Source organism: Neoaquamicrobium sediminum, assembly GCF_040970315.1.
GTDB lineage: Bacteria > Pseudomonadota > Alphaproteobacteria > Rhizobiales > Rhizobiaceae > Aerobium > Aerobium sediminum.
The window spans coordinates 543189-560033 of record NZ_JAZHFV010000006.1 but is presented as its reverse complement, the minus strand read 5'-3'; the positions used below and the strand labels follow the sequence as shown (position 1 = coordinate 560033).

16 protein-coding genes and 1 other RNA gene are annotated in these 16845 nt (G+C 63.9%); 2 read left to right on the top strand and 15 right to left on the bottom strand.

Annotated elements, in window-relative coordinates; translation table 11 throughout:
* Positions 1 to 4: 4 nt before the first annotated feature.
* From V1479_RS19425 to mraZ, 4 genes are read right to left on the bottom strand one after another with little or no spacing between them, the layout of a single operon-like run.
* Positions 5 to 1723 carry a peptidoglycan D,D-transpeptidase FtsI family protein gene (locus V1479_RS19425; protein ID WP_173192179.1) on the bottom strand — a complete coding sequence of 573 codons (1719 nt, stop codon included), beginning with the start codon at positions 1721 to 1723 and terminating at the stop codon, positions 5 to 7.
* Positions 1720 to 2094, bottom strand: coding sequence for a cell division protein FtsL (gene ftsL, locus V1479_RS19420; protein WP_368804402.1), 375 nt, complete (start codon positions 2092 to 2094; stop codon positions 1720 to 1722). Before ftsL ends, V1479_RS19425 begins: the two co-directional genes overlap by 4 nt.
* Positions 2095 to 2099: 5 nt before the next feature.
* Positions 2100 to 3116, bottom strand: a complete 1017-nt coding sequence (gene rsmH, locus V1479_RS19415; protein ID WP_368804401.1) for a 16S rRNA (cytosine(1402)-N(4))-methyltransferase RsmH — start codon at positions 3114 to 3116, stop codon at positions 2100 to 2102.
* A complete protein-coding gene (gene mraZ / locus V1479_RS19410) occupies positions 3113 to 3580 on the bottom strand; it encodes a division/cell wall cluster transcriptional repressor MraZ (protein ID WP_368804400.1) in 468 nt (155 codons plus the stop codon). The genes rsmH and mraZ overlap by 4 nt, the downstream gene beginning before the upstream one ends.
* Positions 3581 to 3979: 399 nt before the next feature.
* Between mraZ and V1479_RS19405 the strand changes: the two genes are divergently transcribed.
* Positions 3980 to 5086, top strand: a complete 1107-nt coding sequence (locus V1479_RS19405) for a cystathionine gamma-lyase (RefSeq protein ID WP_368804399.1) — start codon at positions 3980 to 3982, stop codon at positions 5084 to 5086.
* Positions 5087 to 5140: 54 nt separating this feature from the next.
* Here V1479_RS19405 and rnpB read toward each other — a convergent pair.
* The 10 genes from rnpB to V1479_RS19355 form a co-directional block, all read right to left on the bottom strand.
* An RNA gene (gene rnpB / locus V1479_RS19400) (RNase P RNA component class A) lies at positions 5141 to 5536 on the bottom strand.
* Positions 5537 to 5595: 59 nt separating this feature from the next.
* Complete coding sequence (locus V1479_RS19395; protein ID WP_368804398.1) at positions 5596 to 6174, bottom strand: lytic transglycosylase domain-containing protein; 579 nt, start codon at positions 6172 to 6174, stop codon at positions 5596 to 5598.
* A gap of 184 nt (positions 6175 to 6358) precedes the next feature.
* Positions 6359 to 7123 carry an N-acetylmuramoyl-L-alanine amidase gene (locus V1479_RS19390; RefSeq protein ID WP_368804397.1) on the bottom strand — a complete coding sequence of 255 codons (765 nt, stop codon included), beginning with the start codon at positions 7121 to 7123 and terminating at the stop codon, positions 6359 to 6361.
* Complete coding sequence (locus V1479_RS19385) at positions 7120 to 7830, bottom strand: TerB family tellurite resistance protein (protein ID WP_368804396.1); 711 nt, start codon at positions 7828 to 7830, stop codon at positions 7120 to 7122. The genes V1479_RS19390 and V1479_RS19385 overlap by 4 nt, the downstream gene beginning before the upstream one ends.
* A 121-nt stretch (positions 7831 to 7951) precedes the next feature.
* On the bottom strand, positions 7952 to 8122 hold the full coding sequence (locus V1479_RS19380) for a hypothetical protein (RefSeq protein ID WP_368804395.1): 171 nt from the start codon (positions 8120 to 8122) through the stop codon (positions 7952 to 7954).
* 114 nt (positions 8123 to 8236) lie between these two features.
* Positions 8237 to 9160, bottom strand: a complete 924-nt coding sequence (locus V1479_RS19375; RefSeq protein ID WP_368804394.1) for a hypothetical protein — start codon at positions 9158 to 9160, stop codon at positions 8237 to 8239.
* Between the two features lie 13 nt (positions 9161 to 9173).
* The gene (locus V1479_RS19370; RefSeq protein WP_368804393.1) at positions 9174 to 9692 is read right to left on the bottom strand and encodes a winged helix DNA-binding protein; all 519 of its coding nucleotides are present in this window, start codon (positions 9690 to 9692) and stop codon (positions 9174 to 9176) included.
* Positions 9693 to 9715: 23 nt separating this feature from the next.
* Positions 9716 to 11020, bottom strand: coding sequence for a TRAP transporter large permease (locus V1479_RS19365; RefSeq protein ID WP_368804392.1), 1305 nt, complete (start codon positions 11018 to 11020; stop codon positions 9716 to 9718).
* 3 nt (positions 11021 to 11023) lie between these two features.
* Positions 11024 to 11557, bottom strand: coding sequence for a TRAP transporter small permease (locus V1479_RS19360; RefSeq protein WP_368804391.1), 534 nt, complete (start codon positions 11555 to 11557; stop codon positions 11024 to 11026).
* A 75-nt stretch (positions 11558 to 11632) separates the two neighbouring features.
* Complete coding sequence (locus V1479_RS19355; RefSeq protein WP_368804390.1) at positions 11633 to 12661, bottom strand: TRAP transporter substrate-binding protein; 1029 nt, start codon at positions 12659 to 12661, stop codon at positions 11633 to 11635.
* Between the two features lie 110 nt (positions 12662 to 12771).
* Here V1479_RS19355 and V1479_RS19350 point away from each other — a divergent pair, with 110 nt between their 5' ends.
* Positions 12772 to 16407 (top strand): hydantoinase B/oxoprolinase family protein, encoded by a 3636-nt coding sequence (locus tag V1479_RS19350; protein ID WP_368804389.1) that lies wholly within the window; start codon positions 12772 to 12774, stop codon positions 16405 to 16407.
* 10 nt (positions 16408 to 16417) lie between these two features.
* On the opposite strand, the gene V1479_RS19345 is transcribed toward V1479_RS19350, so the two are convergent.
* Complete coding sequence (locus V1479_RS19345) at positions 16418 to 16807, bottom strand: cupin domain-containing protein (protein ID WP_368804388.1); 390 nt, start codon at positions 16805 to 16807, stop codon at positions 16418 to 16420.
* Positions 16808 to 16845 lie beyond the last annotated feature (38 nt).

The window sequence follows — 16845 nt, the reverse complement described above, 5'->3', positions numbered from 1 at the left end:
AGAATCACTGTGAGGACACCAAAAGGGCGCTACTTTCATGGCCGAAATCAGGCTTTACGCCAAGCATGGCGGCAGAGCGGCGGATGATGTTCGACGCGAGCGGCGCGGCGGTAACACCGGCGGTCGCAGAGCGCGTCGAGTTCTCTCGCTTCGGCTCGTCAATGACGGTCAGCACGATGTATTGCGGGTTGTCCATCGGGAAAACGGCCACGAAAGCGTTGAAATTCTTTTCGTTGGAATAGCGGCCGTTGACCACCTTCTCGGCGGTCCCGGTCTTCCCACCGACCCGGTAACCGGGAACGGTGCCGCGCTTGCCGGAGCCCTTCTCGGCATTCAGATTATATAGGTAGCGCATCCCGTCGACCGTATAATCACTAACAACCTTGGTAGCCGACGCCATCGCCTGGTCCTGATTGCGTATCAGAAATGTCGGCGGCATCAGATAGCCGCCATTGACCAGCGCGGAAACACCGACCGCCGTTTGCAACGGCGTGGTCGAGAAGCCGTGCCCAAAGGCTGCGGTGATGGAGTGTACTTTCTTCCAGACCTTCGGTTCGGTTGGCCGGGCGACCTCGGGCAGCTCGGTATCCATGCGGCTGAGCAGACCGAGGCGATAGAGAAATTCGCGATGCCCTTCGATGCCGACAACGTCGGCTTCCTTGGCCGAACCGATATTGGAAGAGTAGATAAACACCTCCGGAACCGTCAGCACGCGGCCCTTGCCGTGGAAATCGCGAATCCTGCGTCCGCCGACGACGATCGGCCTGGTGGCGTCGAACCTGCTTTCCATCGTCACTTTGCCGGAATCCAGCGCCATGGCGGTCGTGAAGCTCTTGATCGTCGAACCCATCTCGTAGACGCCAGCGGACATGCGATTGAGCCTGTCCTTGTCATGCGCATTGTATGGATTGTTTGGGTCGAAATCCGGCACCGACGCCATTGCAAGGACTTCGCCAGTACGCACATCCATGACGACGGCACCGGCCGAAAGAGCGCGGTAGCTTTCCATCGCCCGAACGATTTCATCGCGCACGACATGCTGGACGCGCAGGTCGATGGACAGCCGGACCGGCTCAAGGTCCTTGGCAACGGCCAGACCAGTCGCCTGCAAATCCGCGAGCCCCTGGTCGTCGATATATTTCTCCATGCCCGCAATGCCCTTGTTGTCGACATTCACGAGGCCGACGATGTGGGATGCGGTGGCGCCGCCGGGATAGAAGCGGCGCTTCTCGGTCCGGAAGCCGATGCCCGGTATGCCAAGCTGCATGATCGCCTGCTGCTGGCGGGGCGAAAGCTGGCGGCGCAGCCAGATGAACCCGGCGTCGCTCTGCAGACGGTTGTAGGTCTGCTCGATGTTAAGGTCGGGAAGCACGGTCAGCAGCTTCTCGAGCGCCTCGTCTGCGTCGACGATGCGGCGCGGCTCGGCGTAGAGCGATGCAGTGTTGATGTCGGTCGCCAGGACCTCGCCATTGCGGTCGACAATGTCCGGGCGCGATGCCGTGACGCGTGACGGGCCGGGACCACCCTCTTCCAGATCCTGGAACCCGAGATAGGTGAGACGGCCGGCAATCACGCCGTAGACGGCGAAGAAGACCGCCATGGTGATCAGGATACGAGTCCGGGCCCGCCCGCCCGTCGACTTGCCGATACCGTCGACGACGATCCGACCCGAGCCGCTATCCTGCTCTTCGGCTTCCTTTTTTGCGCGCCAGCGGCCGATCATTGCACGACCCCGCCGGTGGTGGTTGCATCGATGCCGTTATCGGCCATGCCGCCAAGGTTTTCGTTGATGAAGTCCTCGATCTCGACCGGCCGTATCGGCAGGTCGTCGATATCGGCAATCTGGTAAGGCTCGACAGGCACGAGCTCCAGCTCCGATTGATAGGTCTCGGCAAGTCTCTGCAGGCGAGACGGCTGCGTCAGCAGGCTCCAGTCGGCCTTGAGCACGTCGATCGTTTCCTCCTCGAAGCGGATCGCCGCCTCGAGCTTGCGCAGCTTGGAAAGCTCGGCTTCGGCTGCGTGCTTGGTCGTGTAGGTGAACGCCGCGGCCGAGACCATCACCGCGATCAGCACTAGGTCGGTGGTTCTGAACATGGCGATTACCTTTCCACGGCGGGAGCGAGTGCGGGCAGCGCAGGCAGCCCGAAAAGCGACAGATCGGCGGCGCGGGCCGGCGCATCGGTGCGCACGGCGGCCCGAAGTTTGGCGGAACGGGCACGTGGATTTTCGCGCGCCTCGGCATCGCTGGCGGCAACCACCTTACCCGCCTTGTCGAACGTCGCCGCCTTGATTTCGACGGCCGGCATGTGTCGCGACCCTGCGGCCTGACCTGCACGGTCGGTGATGAACTTCTTCACGATCCGGTCTTCAAGAGAATGAAAGGTGACAACGACCAGCCGCCCGCCGGGCTTCAGCGCGCGCTCGGCTGCAAAGAGTGCGCGGGCGAGTTCGCCCAGTTCGTCGTTTACGAAGATGCGCAGGCCCTGGAACGTGCGCGTCGCAGGGTGGATCTTGTCCTTCGGATTGTTGCCGAGCGTACCCTCGATGGCATCGGCAAGGTCCCGGGTGCGCTCGAAGGGACGAACGGCGCGGCGCTTTTCGATCATGCGCGCGACGCGGCCCGCATGACGTTCCTCGCCAAGCATTCCGATGATGCGCGCCAGGTCGCCCACCTTGAAGCGATTGACCACGTCGGCGGCACTCGGCCCGTCCTGCGCCATGCGCATGTCGAGCGGCCCGTCACCCCGGAAGGAAAATCCCCGCTCGGCCTCGTCGAGCTGCATGGAGGAAACGCCGATGTCGAGCACCACGCCGTCGACCGGCTCGCCTGCCACCGCGTCGAGCTCCGAGAAACGGTCATGCACAAGTCGCAGGCGGCCTGAAAACTCATCCACGAGCGCCTTGCCGGCCTTGATGGCATCGGGATCGCGATCGATCGCAACCACGTTGGCGCCGGCCCGCAGGATCGCGTTTGTGTAGCCGCCTGCGCCGAAAGTGCCGTCGACGAAAGTCTCGCCGGCAGCAGGTCGAAGCGCTTCCAGCACTTCCGCGAGCATGACCGGAATGTGGCGGGCCGGTCCGCCAACGGCAATCCCCTCGCCGTGGCCCGCCATCACTCCGGGCCCCCGCCCGTTGCGCCCGTCGTTCCCGCCTGGCGCAATTTCATCAGCCGCTCCCGCACCTGCGCGCCGTAGTCCGCAAGCTGCGACGGCTCCCACATCTGAAAAAAGGTCCCGCGCCCCACGAATGCCACCTCCGTGGTGATGCCCGTATGGTCGCGAATGAAATCGGTCACCGTAATGCGCCCATCCTGATCGAGCTTCAGGAAATCGCTGTCGCCATGCACGAAGTAGGACATGTCGTCCGCCGTCTGGAGAAACGGATCCTCCATCGCGATACGTTCCTCGTAGCGATCGAGCAGATCGAGCCCGCCCACATCCAGCGCCGGGCGATCCAGCGCCTTCAGCGCGTAGAGTTCCTGGTACCCGCGGCGCTGCACCACGGCGCGAAAGTGCGCCGGCACCGATACCCGCCCCTTGGCGTCGATCCTGTTTACGGCACTGGAAAGAAAACGGTCCATGACCCGAAACTACCGTCCCTGCCGCGCCCGCCTGCGTATCCTCGCGCATGCGCTGAATTGCTTTCCCTGACCCCATCCCGCCACCAATTCCGGGCAATGCCGAACCACCCCGGCGGGCCGCACTGGCTGCCGGTTTGGGGGACACTTCACCCGGAACTGAACCGAAGTCGTGATTATGCTTAAGGGATACCATGGGCCAATATGGGCGTCAACGGGAACAGCCTGCACAAACCACCTTTCGGGCATGTACCGGCAGTCATGCAGATGCGACCTGCCATTTATGCTCTGTTAGGCTTAACGAACGGTTAGGAGCCTTTTCGCCGCCGGCTTTCGGTGGCTTGCGTCATGCATCGCGCGTCTCTAGCGTGGTCGCCTATCTCGCCGCTGGAAACCTTTGACATGAACGACAGCTCCTCCGCGCGCGCCGCGCAGCTCGCCCATCTTCGCCGTGCCGAACTGGCAAAGGGCGATCCCGTCGCACTTCCATTGACCATGGCGAGCATGTTTCACCTGCCGGGCGATCCGGCCGGCTTCGCGCAGTACGGCCGCTTCTCCAACCCGACGTGGGATGCGGTCGAAAAAATGCTGTCTCACCTGGAAGACGCGCCCGCGCTCGGCTTTCCCTCCGGCATGGCGGCCAACGCAGCAGTCTTCTTCGCGCTCCTGCAAAGCGGCGATCGGATCCTTCTGCCTTCCGACGGCTACTACACGACGCGCGTTCTGACCGAGCGTTTCCTCACACGGCTCGGCGTCACCTACGACACACGACCCACCGCGACATTCCTCGATGGCGGGTTCGAGGGCTACCGGCTGGTGTTCGTGGAAACGCCCGCCAATCCCAGCCTCGATATCTGCGACATAGCGGCCGTTGCGAAAGCCGCTCATGCAGCCGGCGCGCTGGTGGTGGCGGACAACACGACGATGACGCCATACGGCCAACGCCCGCTGGAACTCGGCGCAGATATAATCGTGGCCGCCGACACAAAGGCGCCCAATGGCCATTCGGACGTGCTGTTCGGGCATGTGGCGAGCCGCGATGCCGATATCATGGCGGCCATTTCCGACTGGAGAAAACTTGCTGGAGGCATACCCGGCCCGTTCGAGGCCTGGCTGGTGCATCGCGGCCTTGAAACGCTGCATGTGCGTTTCGAGCGCATGTGCAACACTGCGGAGGCGGTCGCCTCCCGTCTTTTGGATCACAAGGCCGTAAAGGCTGTCCGCTTCCCCGGCCTTGCCGACGACCCCACACATAATCTGGCCCGCGCGCAGATGGAGCGTTTCGGTTTCCTGATCGGGCTGACGCTGGGATCGCAGGGGCAGGCGGAACGCTTTATCGACGGATGCGCCCTGATCCAGCCCGCGACCTCGTTCGGCGGCGTTCACACCTCTGCCGAACGCCGTGCGCGCTGGGGCGATGCGGTCGAGCCGGGCTTCGTCCGGTTGTCCATCGGCTGCGAGCCGACGGAAGATCTCTGGGCGGCGATCGATGCCGCGCTCGCCGAATAGCGACTACCTGAAGCAACTCGACGCCCCGCCCGGTAGGGCGAAGCGTCGAAGTGAAATGCCAGCCGGCCTGTAAGCCGGGTTCTGTATGGCCGCGCCGCCCGAGGGCGCCGCGACGTGGCGACCATTCGTCTTGGGCGGACGTTGCCGCCCGCCTCATGCAACCTACCCGGACGACTGGGCCGGAAACTGCCCGAAGGTTGCCCTTCGCGTCGTCCCTATTCGGTCTTGCTCCCGGTGGGGTTTACCGTGCCGCTCCTGTTGCCAGTCGCGCGGTGGGCTCTTACCCCACCCTTTCACCCTTACCCCGCGAGCGGGGCGGTTTGCTTTCTGTGGCACTTTCCCTGGGGTCGCCCCCGCCGGCCGTTAGCCGGCACCGTGTTTCCCTGGAGCCCGGACTTTCCTCACCTGCGACCTTTCGGTCCCTGCCGGTGCGGCCGCCCGGCCGGCTGGCAGAGCGTATAAAAGGTGCCGCTGCCCAAAACGCAAGCCGAAAGGCGTGGCCGGTTCGATTACGCGCCGCCGAGCTGCCGCTTGACCTTGGCGCAATAGGCTGCGGAAATCTTGTTCATGCGCTTGGCGCCATGGCCGGCATTGTAGCGCAGGATGGTGCCGCAGGTGTCGCCGCCGCCGAGCTGATGGGCCTTGGCCAGATACTTCATGCCGTAGCGGATATTGGTCTCGGGATCGTAGAGACCCTTGGCGCTGCCCGAATAGCCCATCATGCGGGCCGTCGCGGGCTTTATCTGCATCAGGCCGATTTCGCCAGCGCGACCGCGGGCGTTCGGGCGATAGTTGCTCTCGATGCGGACCACCGCATTGGCAAGCGCCACCGGCACGCCATGCTGTGACGCATATTTCGAGATGATCGCTGAATAGCTGCCACCCTTCCCGGCTTTCGCCGCCACCGTGGCCTTGGTGCTGCGCGGGGCCTTGTCTGCGGGGATCGAAGCAGTCGTTGTCTTGTCGACGTTGCGGATCGCCTGCTCGCGCTTCATGATTTCCTGATATGTGTCGCGGTTTTCCGCATGCGCGGCAATAGTCGTAAGGCCGGCTGCAAGCGCAGCCGCCGCAAAGATCATCTTCTTCATACGTTCCAGTTCTTCCGAAATGCCGCTTCTGGGCGCTCGCGGCTGTTTACAATCAACGGCCGGGATCGAGCGCCACCGGCCGCGGGGGAGAGCCGGGGATTTGCAGGCCAACTTCGAGTCAAAAATGGCCGCACGATTCACTTTGCGTGACAGTATGTTACAGCAAAGTCTTAATTACCCTGCGTCAGATCGGGCTGGCCGGCAGCGCCTTCAGCAGCCTGTGCAGCGTCTCGATGGTCGACTGATCTGCGACGCCGTCTACCCGCGCGGGACGAAAGTGGCGCTGAAACGCTTCGACGGCGAGTCGCGTCTGCTCGTCGAACAAACCGTTGATTTCCAAGCCATAACCGTAGAGCGACAGCATCGACTGGAAGGCCTCGACCGGCTCTCCGGAATCGCCCATCGCCAGAAACCGCCCGCCGCGCACGGGCGACGGCTGGACGTAATGGCCGATCCCGCTCTCAGCGAGCCACGCCCAGGGGAACCGCTCGCCGGGGTCGATTTTGCGGCCCGGCGCAACGTCCGAATGTGCCAGAATTCGTTCGGGAGGAACCGACCATCGCGCGCAAATGTCGCGGGCGAGCGCTGCAACCGCCTCAACCTGAGCGTCAGGAAACGGCGGAAACCCCTCCAGCGGGCCTGGATTGACGATCTCGATCCCGATGGAAAACGAGTTCACATCCGACACGCCGCGCCAAGAGCCCTTGCCGGCATGCCAGGCGCGGTCCGCCTCCCGCACCATCTGCACGACCCGCCCGTCTTCGTGGACGAGATAGTGCGACGAGACCTCGCTTTCCGGCGCGCAAAGCCATGCTTCGGCGGCGGGCCCTGTCGCCATGCCAGTATAGTGCATGATGATGCAGTCCGGCTTGCGCCCTTCAGCACGCGGCCCGAAATTGGGCGAAACCCGCACCTCGGAACCGGCATGGTCGGGTGCGAAGCCGCTCATGTGCGCTGCATGCTCCGCTCTATCGTCTCGTAGGCGCCGTTGATTGCCGCAAGCCGGCTGTTGGCGATTGCCAAAAATTCCTCAGGAACCCCGCGCGCGATCAGCCTGTCGGGATGGTTGTCCGCCACCATGCGCCGATATCTGGCGCGCACCTCCTCGAAAGGCGCCCCGCGCTCCAGTCCCAGCACGAGCCACGGATCCTTTTCCCCGAGGATCGCGTGCCGCGACAGGATGCGCTCGAAATGCTGCTCGTCGATCTCGAAAATTTCCGCCACGCGCTGAAGAAACGCCACCTCGCGCTCATGGACGAACCCATCAGCCTTGGCGATGTGGAAGAGACCGTCGAGTATGTCCTCTAGCATCGCGCAATTGGGCTGGCCGGACCCGCACAAGCGCGCCATCCGCTCCGCATAGAGTTCGAAGCCGGCCACATCCTGCTTGGCAAGGTCGAAGAGCCGCGCCACGTTGCGCGCCTGTTCCCGCGGCACTTCAAAAATCTGCTGGAAAGCACGGACTTCGGCCTGCGTGACAACGCCGTCGGCCTTGGCCATCTTCGCCGAAAGCGCGATCATCGCGATCGAAAAGGCCACACGCCGGCGCAGTTCGGGATCGCCCTCGAAGACGGTCCGTACGGCCTCGATCAAGTTCGACAGCGCGTTCGCCGGAACGGTCGAGAGAAATTCGCTTATCCTGGCCCAGATCGACATCCGGGCCTTCTTAAGGTGAATCGCCGCCGTTGACGAGATGGCAGGTGGTCGAAGTTGGACCGGTTGGACAAGAAAAAGGCCGGTCTGGAAACCGGCCTTCTTCGAGACTGCGCGCTTCGACTTATTCGGTGGGAGCCGGCGCGGGAGCGGGTTCTGCCGGCTGCTCAGGCTGCGCCATCGGCGCCTGTTCCTGCTCGGGCAGGCCCTGCGTGGTGGTGTTGTCCGTGTCGCTGCAGGCAGCAAGACCCATCAGAGCGATGGCGGAAGCGGAAGCGAGGATCAGCTTTTTCATTTCAAATCTCCTTCTTCATCGAGCGCTCGCCCCTCTCAAATCAGACCGGGCACTCGACACAAAAATGCGTGAGCCGCCGTCCGGTTTCGTAACGTTGTGTGACTCTCTGTAAGGCTATTGGCGGCGGTAGAAGCGGCCGAGAATGGCGGGCGTCAGATACATCGGTATCTGATAGCAGCCGATGAAAAGCAGGATCGGATCGATCGTCTCCTGCGGCAGCACCGTCAGGAACAACGCGACGTTGCGGTTGCCCGCCACGATTCCGATGGCCGCTGCGCGACTTGCGAAACCCGCGCGACGCGCCAGGGTGGCCGCAATGACCTGCAGCAGAAAGTTCACCGCACACACCAGCGCGAGGACGCCCGCGAAGGTTAGCGGCGTCTGGCGGATCGCCGGCCCGACCGCCGACATCAGACCGATCACCACCACGGCCATCGCGATCGCCGACAACCCGTCGATGGACTGTATGGTTCTCTCGCTTGGGTTGCGCAGCCAGTACGCGCGAAGCAGGAACGCTGAGCCGGTGGCCGCGACGATCAGCGCCATCAGGCCGCCTGCAGCCGTCAGCACGGCGCGCGCCTCTCCGAAGGCCGGCGACAGCCAGAAGACTGGAAGCACGGTGAGCGGCAGAAGGGCAGTACCCACCACGATCTGGCGCAGCGCCGGCGCCGGATCGTTTCCGGTCATGATCGCGAGGTTCGGACTGCCGGTCACCGGCGCAGCCGCCAGCATCAGAACGAAAAATGTAGCCAGCGCAGCGCCCGACAGGCCGAGAACTGCAAAAAGCAGAATTGCCGAGATGGGCAATACCACCTGAAGCACGGTTGCAAGTCCGACCGAGGCACCGAGATCGCCCAGCGCCCCGACCGCCTGCCGATGCCCGACACGCAGCGCCGCCAGAAACAGCAGGCTGGCAATCATGCCGGCGATCCATGGCCGCATTGCAAGCGCAAGGTCGGGTAAGGCAATGCCGGCTGCCAGACCCAGCACCAGCACCAGCCGGCCGTGACGCGCCGCGGCGGCAAGAAATGCGTGCACGGCCGCTACACTCTCAAAGCGATGCGGCGGTACGCGCCGCCTGATCGTAGTGGCCCGAAAGCGCGCGCAGCGTGGCGGCCACGTTCGAGATCGCCTTGGGATCGAGGCCCAGGCCCTTGACGGATTCGACCAGCAACGCCTCCCGCACGGAGCGATAGCGAATGCAGGCTTCCACGCCCTTGGCCGTGGCGCCGACAAGCTTTTCCTTGCCCGAGCGCGTGCTTTTGACCAGTCCGCGTTTTTCCAGCTTCTTGATGGCGTAGATGACGACGTGCGTGTCTTCGATGCCGAGCATGATGCAGAGGTCGGAGAGCCGCTTCGGCCGGCCGCGATGGTTGGCCGAATGCAGCACCTGAACGTCTATCGAGGTCAGGCCCGGCTCGCCCGCCGCCGTCATACAGCGCACCATCCAGCGCTCGAAGGCGTTGCCCGCCAGCGTCATGCCGAATTCGAGTTCGGAGAGCGCCGGCAGCGCCCCATCGGCGAGATGTGCCGACGAGACGATCGGTCCGAAATCGGTTTTCTCCGTCATGGCTCTCCTCCAACCATTATGAATCAGCCTGCGAACATGGTCCTTGGCAACCACAGCGCCACGTCCGGGAAGATGGCGAGAATGATCACCATGATCGCCATCAGCAGGAAGAACGGCAGCGTCGCCCGGGCGATCTCGAACAGGTCCCTGCCCGTCAGCCCCTGTATCACGAACAGGTTGAAGCCGACCGGCGGGGTGATCTGCGCCATCTCGACGACGATGACGAGGTAGATGCCGAACCACACAAGGTCGAAGCCTGCCGCCGAAACCAGCGGCATGATGACGGCGGTGGTCAGCACAACCATGGAGATGCCGTCTAGGAAACAGCCCAGCATGATGAACAGCAGCGTCAGCGCGGCCAGCAGCATCATCGGCGAAAGGCCGAGTTCCCCGATCCAGGTCGCAAGCTGTCGCGGCAGGCCGGTAAAGCCCATCGCGGTCGTCAGAATGTCGGCCCCAGCCAGAATGAACGCGATCATGCAGGAGGTGACGGTCGCCGCCATCAGGCCGTCCTTGAAGCGCGTCCAGTCGAGAGCGCCCTGCGCGCGCGCCAGCACCAGGCTGAGCGCCACGCCGACAACCGCAGCCTCGGTCGGCGATGCGATCCCGCCATAGATGGAGCCGATCACTCCGAGGATGAGCATCGCCACGGGCAGCAGCTCGCGCACCGCCGAAAGCTTGTGCGACCAAGAGGTCCGCTCGTCCGGCGGCGGCATCTTGCTAGGGTTGAGAAGCGCCCATAGAGCGACATAACCCATGAACAGCGTTGCTAGCACCAGGCCCGGTATGACGCCGGCGACGAACAGCCGTGCAATCGATTCCTCGACTGCCGCGCCATAGACGATCAGGATGATCGACGGCGGGATCAGCAGCCCCAGCGTACCGGAGCCGGCAAGACTGCCGATGGCCAGACGGTCGTCGTACCCCCGCTTCTGCAGCTCCGGCAGCGAGATCTTGCCGACGGTGGCGGTGGTCGCCGCCGACGAGCCCGATACGGCCGCGAACACCGCGCAGCCAAGCACGTTGACATGTGCCAGCCTGCCGGGAATGCGGCGCACGAAGGGTGAAATGCCGGCGAACATGTTCTCCGAGAGGCGCGAGCGGAACAATATTTCGCCCATCCAGATAAACATCGGCAGCGCCGTCAGGTCCCAGGATATGGACGAACTCCACAAGGAGGTCGCCATTACCTGCGCTGCCGGGATGGCAGGCTTTGAGGCCAGCGCCACCAGGGCTACGAGCGACAGTGAAAACGCGATCCACAGACCGAGCGCCAGCGCCGCGAACATCATGACGATGAGCAGCAGCGACAGTTCGAAAACGCCCATCGCTCAGGCCTCCGTCCGGCTCTGGATGTAGACCCTGCGGGTCCATGCCTGCACCGTCACATCGACGAGCGCAATCGTGAGCACGGCAAGGCCAACCGTCATCAGGCCCTGCGGCAGCGCCAGCGGCACCGGCACGATGCCATAGGACACGTCATTAAAGTTCCAGCTTCTGATCGTCAGCCGTGCCAGCGCCACGGTCGCGTAGAGCGACAACGCGGCCCCCGCCATGCCGAGCAAGGTCTCGACCACGTGGCGGGCACCGCCGCCCAGCCGGTTGACCAGCACGCCGACGCGGATATGACCTCCGGTCACGAGCGTATGGGCCAACGCCAGAAAGCTCGCGGCGCCGAGCAGGAAGCCACAGATTTCCGCAATGGACGGGACCCTGATCCCCAGCGGCTGCAGGCCCACAAGTCGCAAGCCGACATCAAGCAGTCGCGCGGATACCTGGATCGCCACCAGGGCGAAGATTATGAAGATCGCAATCGCGGCCGCCCAGCCGGCGACGCGATAGAGTGCGTCGAGAAAACGCCGCATGGGACTTTCCCTTGAGAGAGGCGGGTGTCCGGGCGACGGTCGTCGTCACCCGGACGGCTGTCCGCATTGCAGCGCTTAGTTGCCGCGGTAGGTCTGCAACAGAGCTTCGCCGTCGGCGCCAGCCCGCTCTTTCCACTCCTCGGTGATGGTCTCGCCAATCTTGGCGAAATCGGCCTTCAGCTCGTCGGAGGGATTGACGACGGTGACACCGTTGTCGGCGAGCGCCTTCGTCTTTTCCTGGGTTTCCGTCTGCGACATCTCCCAGCCGCGCGTCTCGGCTTCCGCCGCAGCCTCGAGCACCGCGCTCTTGACGTCGTCGCCCAGCGCATCGAAGGCCGCCTTGTTGACGATCACCATGTTACGCGGCAGCCATGCCTGCGTGTCGTGGTAGTGGGTCAGGAAGTCCCAGGCCTTGGAATCGACGCCAGTGGACGGCGACGTGATCATCGCTTCAACACGGCCGGTAGCAAACGCGGTCGGAATGTCGGAGGCCTCGATCTGCGTCGGCACCATGCCGGCGAGTTCGGCGACGCGCTCGGTCCCGAGATTGTAGGCGCGGAACTTCAGCCCCTCGAGCTCGGACAGCGACGTCACTTCCTTCTTGGCAAAGATGCCCTGCGGCGGCCACGGCACCGAGAACAGGAGCTGCAGGCCCTGCTCGCCGAGCAGCTTTTCGAGGTATGGCCGCTGCGCGTCATAGAGCTTCTTCGACAGTTCGTAGCTCGACGCGAGGAACGGTACGGAGTCGACGCCGAAAATCGGGCTTTCGTTTTCAAGGCGCGATACCAGCAGTTCACCGGCAGGCACGATGCCGTCGCGAACTGAGGTCTTGATCTCCGGATGGGCGATCAGTGACTGGTTCGAATGAACGGTGATCTTGAGTTCGCCGCCGGTCTTTTCGCCAACGTCTTCTGCAAACTGCATGACGTTGCGGGTATGGAAATTGCCGTCAGGATAAGGCGTCGGCAGATCCCAGGCGGTCTGCGCGAAGGCCGCGCTGGTGACGAAGAGGCCGCCGGCGAGAAGGCCAGCCGCGAGCGGTGCACGGTATTTCATGTCGTTCCCCTTTTCATCGTAATGCTTCGACTTCTGTGTCCGGAGCATGCCGCGTTTCTCCGGCAGATGCCAACGTTGACAGTTTATCGAGAAATCGTCAATAAGTTTTGACGTTGGGGTATCCGGACGTCGGACCCCGCCAGAGGGAGACAAGAAAAATGGCCGGCAAATGGGACTTCTGGATCGACCGCGGCGGCACCTTCACCGACATCATCGGCAGGGACCCCGAAGGCGAGCTCCATCCGCTTAAACTCCTCTCGGAAAACCCCGAAGCCTACAAGGACGCCGCAATCGCCGGCATCCGGAGGCTGCTTGGTGTCGCAGCCGATGCGCCGGTTCCCTCCGATGCGATCGGCGACATCAAGATGGGCACGACGGTGGCCACCAACGCGCTCCTGGAGCGCAAGGGCGATCGTGTGCTGCTGCTTATCACCAAGGGATTCCGAGATGCGCTGCGCATCGCCTACCAGGCCCGCCCGGACATCTTTGCCAAGGAAATCATCCTTCCCGAGCAGCTCTACGAGCGCGTGGTGGAGGTCGATGAGCGCGTGCGCGCCGACGGCACAGTCGAAATGGCGTTCGATGCCGAGCATATCCGCGATGCGGTGAGCAAAGCCAAGGCCGACGGCATCGATGCGGTTGCCATCGTCTTCATGCATGCATGGAAATATCCACAGCATGAGGAAATGGCGGCAAGCCTCTGCGAAGAATCCGGTTTCTCGCAAATCTCGGTCTCCAACCGCGTCTCGCCGCTGGTCAAGCTGGTCGGCCGTGGCGACACTGCCGTAGTAGATGCCTATCTCTCGCCGATCCTGTCGCGCTACGTTCGGCAGGTCGCTGGCGAACTGGGCATCTCCAGCAATAAGACCGGCACAGCCTCCCCTCGCCTCATGTTCATGATGTCGTCTGGCGGCCTGACCGCCGCAGACATGTTCCAGGGCAAGGATGCGCTGCTGTCGGGACCGGCCGGCGGCGTCGTCGGCATGGTGGAAACCGCGCGCCTTGCCGGCTTCGGCAAGGTCATCGGCTTCGACATGGGCGGAACCTCGACCGACGTTGCCCACTATGATGGCGAATATGAGCGCGCGTTCGACACGGAAGTGGCGGGCGTGCGCGTCCGCGCGCCGATGATGCGCATCCACACCGTGGCCGCCGGCGGCGGCTCGGTGCTGCATTACGAGGCGGGGCGCTTTCAGACGGGTCCGGATTCGGCGGGCGCCAATCCCGGACCGGCATGCTACCGGCGCGGCGGCCCGCTGGCCGTCACCGACGCCAACGTCATGCTTGGCAAGCTCCAGCCCGATTTCTTCCCGGCGATTTTCGGCCCCGAACAGGACCAGCCGCTGGACACCGAGACCGTGCGCGCGAAATTCGCAGCGATGGCAGCCGAAATAGGCGATGGCCGCGCGCCGGAAGCGGTTGCCGAAGGCTTCGTGACGATCGCCGTCGAGAATATGGCCAACGCCATCAAGAAAATCTCCGTGCAGCGCGGCTACGACGTCACCGAATATCTGCTCAACTGCTTCGGCGGCGCGGGCGGCCAGCACGCCTGCCTCGTCGCCGACGCACTCGGCATGGAAGGCGTGCTGATCCACCCGTTTTCCGGCCTGCTCTCGGCCTATGGCATCGGTCTCTCGGCCATCTTTGCCTCGCGCCAGCAGGCCTTGCTGGCGCCGCTGGCAGACAGTTCACTTACGGAAATCGAGGCGACCATCGCCCATCTGCGCGAGGCCGTGGCCGAGGAGCTTTCCGCGCAGGGCGTGCCGGCCGATCGCATCGGCTGGAAGCCGGTGTTGCAGGTGCGCTACGACGGCACTGACACCGCCCTGCCCGTCACCTTCGACAGCGGTTCGATCGCCGATGCCCGCGCGGCATTCGAGGCCGCCCACAAGGCCCAGTTCGGCTTCATCTACGACGACAAGCCGGCGGTTGTTGAATCGGTGAGCCTCGAAGGGGTGGATACCCGCGGCACCGGCCGCGACGAGCGCGACGCCGAAACCCGCGACATCGACCTGAAAGCCGGCGACACGCGCAGGGTCTTCTTCGAAGGCGAATGGCACGACACCGCCGTCCACCGGCGGGAAAACCTCAAGCCGGGCAACCGCCTCGCCGGTCCAGCTTTGCTGATCGAAAGTCACCAGACCATCGTGATCGAACCGGGCTGGCAGGCGGAAGTGACGGCCAAGAACCATGTGCTGCTGCGCCGTGTCGAAAAGAAGCGCCGTTCGGCAGCCCTTGGCACGGCCGCCGATCCGGTCATGCTCGAGGTGTTCAACAACCTTTTCATGTCGATCGCCGAGCAGATGGGCGTCACGCTGCAGAACACAGCCTACTCCGTCAACATCAAGGAACGGCTGGACTTCTCCTGCGCCGTCTTCGACCGCACCGGAGCACTGGTCGCCAACGCCCCGCACATGCCTGTGCATCTGGGCTCCATGGACCGGTCGGTGGAAACGATCATCCGCCTCAACGAGGGCGACATTCATCCGGGCGACGTCTTCGCGCTCAACGCGCCTTACAATGGCGGCACCCACCTGCCCGACATCACCGTGGTCACGCCCGTCTTCGACGACGCGGGCAAGGAAATCCTGTTCTATGCTGCATCGCGCGGCCACCACGCCGACGTGGGCGGCACCGCGCCCGGCTCGATGACGCCGCTCGCGACCACCGTGGACGAGGAAGGCGTGCTGTTCGACAATTTCCACCTTGTCGAGCGCGGGCGCTTCCGCGAGGCTGAGCTTCACACGCTTCTGACCGACCATCCCTACCCCGCGCGCAACCCGCACCAGAACATCGCCGACCTGAAGGCGCAGATCGCCGCCAACGAGAAGGGCGTGGCGGAGTTGCGCAAGATGGTCACGCATTTCGGGCTGGAGACGGTGCAGGCCTATATGAGCCATGTGCAGGACAACGCCGCTGAAAGCGTGCGCCGGGTGCTGGAGCGGCTGCCGGACAGCTCGGAATACGAATACCCGACCGACACCGGGCAGGTCATCAAGGTGAAGATCACGGTCGACCGCTCAAAGCGTGAGGCCACCGTCGATTTCACCGGCACGTCTCCGGTGCAGAAGAACAACTTCAACGCGCCCGAGCCGGTCGCGCGCGCGGCGGTGCTCTACGCGTTCCGGGTGATGGTCGAAAACAACATCCCGATGAATGCCGGCTGCCTACGGCCGATCAACATCGTCATTCCCGAAGGCTGCATGCTGCGGCCGTCCTATCCGGCCGCCGTGGTGGCCGGCAATGTCGAGACCTCGCAGCACGTCACCAACGCGATCTTCGGCGCGATGGGTGCCATCGCCAACTCGCAAGGCACGATGAACAACCTCACCTTCGGCAACCAGACGTACCAGTACTACGAGACGATCTGCTCCGGCTCCCCGGCCGGCCAGACCAATGACGGCAAGGGGTTTGCGGGAACGTCGGGCGTCCACGTCCACATGACTAATTCACGGCTGACCGATCCGGAAATCCTGGAACTGCGCTTCCCCGTGCTTCTCGAGGATTTCCACATCCGGGAAGGATCGGGTGGCAAGGGCAAGTGGAATGCGGGCGACGGCACCATGCGCTCGATCCGCTTCCTGGAGCGGATGGAATGCGCGATCCTGTCGTCGCACCGACAGCATCCGCCGCGCGGCGTGGCCGGCGGCGGCGATGGCGAGACCGGCTCCACCGAGGTGCGCCGGCTCGACGGCTCGGTCGAGTTGCTCAAGGCCTGCGACCAGACGATGCTGGAGGCTGGCGAGGCCGTCATCCTCACCACGCCGACGGCGGGAGGCTTCGGGCGCGGCTGAGCCGCGCCCCCTATTCCAGATTGGTCTGGATCCAGCGCGGTGACAGGTGAATGTCGAGCGTCTGGAGGCGTCCGGGACCGAGGTTGATGAACTTGTGCGGCACCGCGGCGGGGGCCATCACCGTGTCGCCCGCCTCGGCGTCGATCGTATGGTCGCCCACAAAGAAGCGCGCGCGGCCTTTCTGGACGACGAACACCTCGTCGTAAGGATGGATATGCAGCACCGGCCCGACCCCCGGCTCGTCGTTGCCGTAGGTCAGCACCGTAATCTGCGTTGCAAGGGTCTCGCCGTTGATCGAGCCACGGTATGGCCCGTCAATCGTGGCATCGAAAAGCCGCGCCTTGGCGGCTGGGCGACCGTCGGGTGTGACGGTCGCAGGGTCGAAGTCGCGTCGTGTCATGTGGCCTCCTCGAATGGAACGTGGAGGATGATCGACGC

Excerpts from the sequence above, each read along its gene's own strand:
- mraZ (WP_368804400.1), bottom strand. The coding sequence starts at position 3,580 with ATGGACCGTTTTCTTTCCAGTGCCGTAAACAGGATCGACGCCAAGGGG.
- V1479_RS19355 (WP_368804390.1), bottom strand. The coding sequence starts at position 12,661 with ATGCTCCGGACACAGAAGTCGAAGCATTACGATGAAAAGGGGAACGAC.
- V1479_RS19395 (WP_368804398.1), bottom strand. The coding sequence starts at position 6,174 with ATGAAGAAGATGATCTTTGCGGCGGCTGCGCTTGCAGCCGGCCTTACG.
- V1479_RS19345 (WP_368804388.1), bottom strand. The coding sequence starts at position 16,807 with ATGACACGACGCGACTTCGACCCTGCGACCGTCACACCCGACGGTCGC.
- V1479_RS19425 (WP_173192179.1), bottom strand. The coding sequence starts at position 1,723 with ATGATCGGCCGCTGGCGCGCAAAAAAGGAAGCCGAAGAGCAGGATAGC.
- V1479_RS19350 (WP_368804389.1), top strand. The coding sequence starts at position 12,772 with ATGGCCGGCAAATGGGACTTCTGGATCGACCGCGGCGGCACCTTCACC.
- V1479_RS19365 (WP_368804392.1), bottom strand. The coding sequence starts at position 11,020 with ATGGGCGTTTTCGAACTGTCGCTGCTGCTCATCGTCATGATGTTCGCG.
- V1479_RS19360 (WP_368804391.1), bottom strand. The coding sequence starts at position 11,557 with ATGCGGCGTTTTCTCGACGCACTCTATCGCGTCGCCGGCTGGGCGGCC.
- V1479_RS19390 (WP_368804397.1), bottom strand. The coding sequence starts at position 7,123 with ATGAGCGGCTTCGCACCCGACCATGCCGGTTCCGAGGTGCGGGTTTCG.
- V1479_RS19380 (WP_368804395.1), bottom strand. The coding sequence starts at position 8,122 with ATGAAAAAGCTGATCCTCGCTTCCGCTTCCGCCATCGCTCTGATGGGT.
- V1479_RS19370 (WP_368804393.1), bottom strand. The coding sequence starts at position 9,692 with ATGACGGAGAAAACCGATTTCGGACCGATCGTCTCGTCGGCACATCTC.
- V1479_RS19405 (WP_368804399.1), top strand. The coding sequence starts at position 3,980 with ATGAACGACAGCTCCTCCGCGCGCGCCGCGCAGCTCGCCCATCTTCGC.
- ftsL (WP_368804402.1), bottom strand. The coding sequence starts at position 2,094 with ATGTTCAGAACCACCGACCTAGTGCTGATCGCGGTGATGGTCTCGGCC.
- V1479_RS19385 (WP_368804396.1), bottom strand. The coding sequence starts at position 7,830 with ATGTCGATCTGGGCCAGGATAAGCGAATTTCTCTCGACCGTTCCGGCG.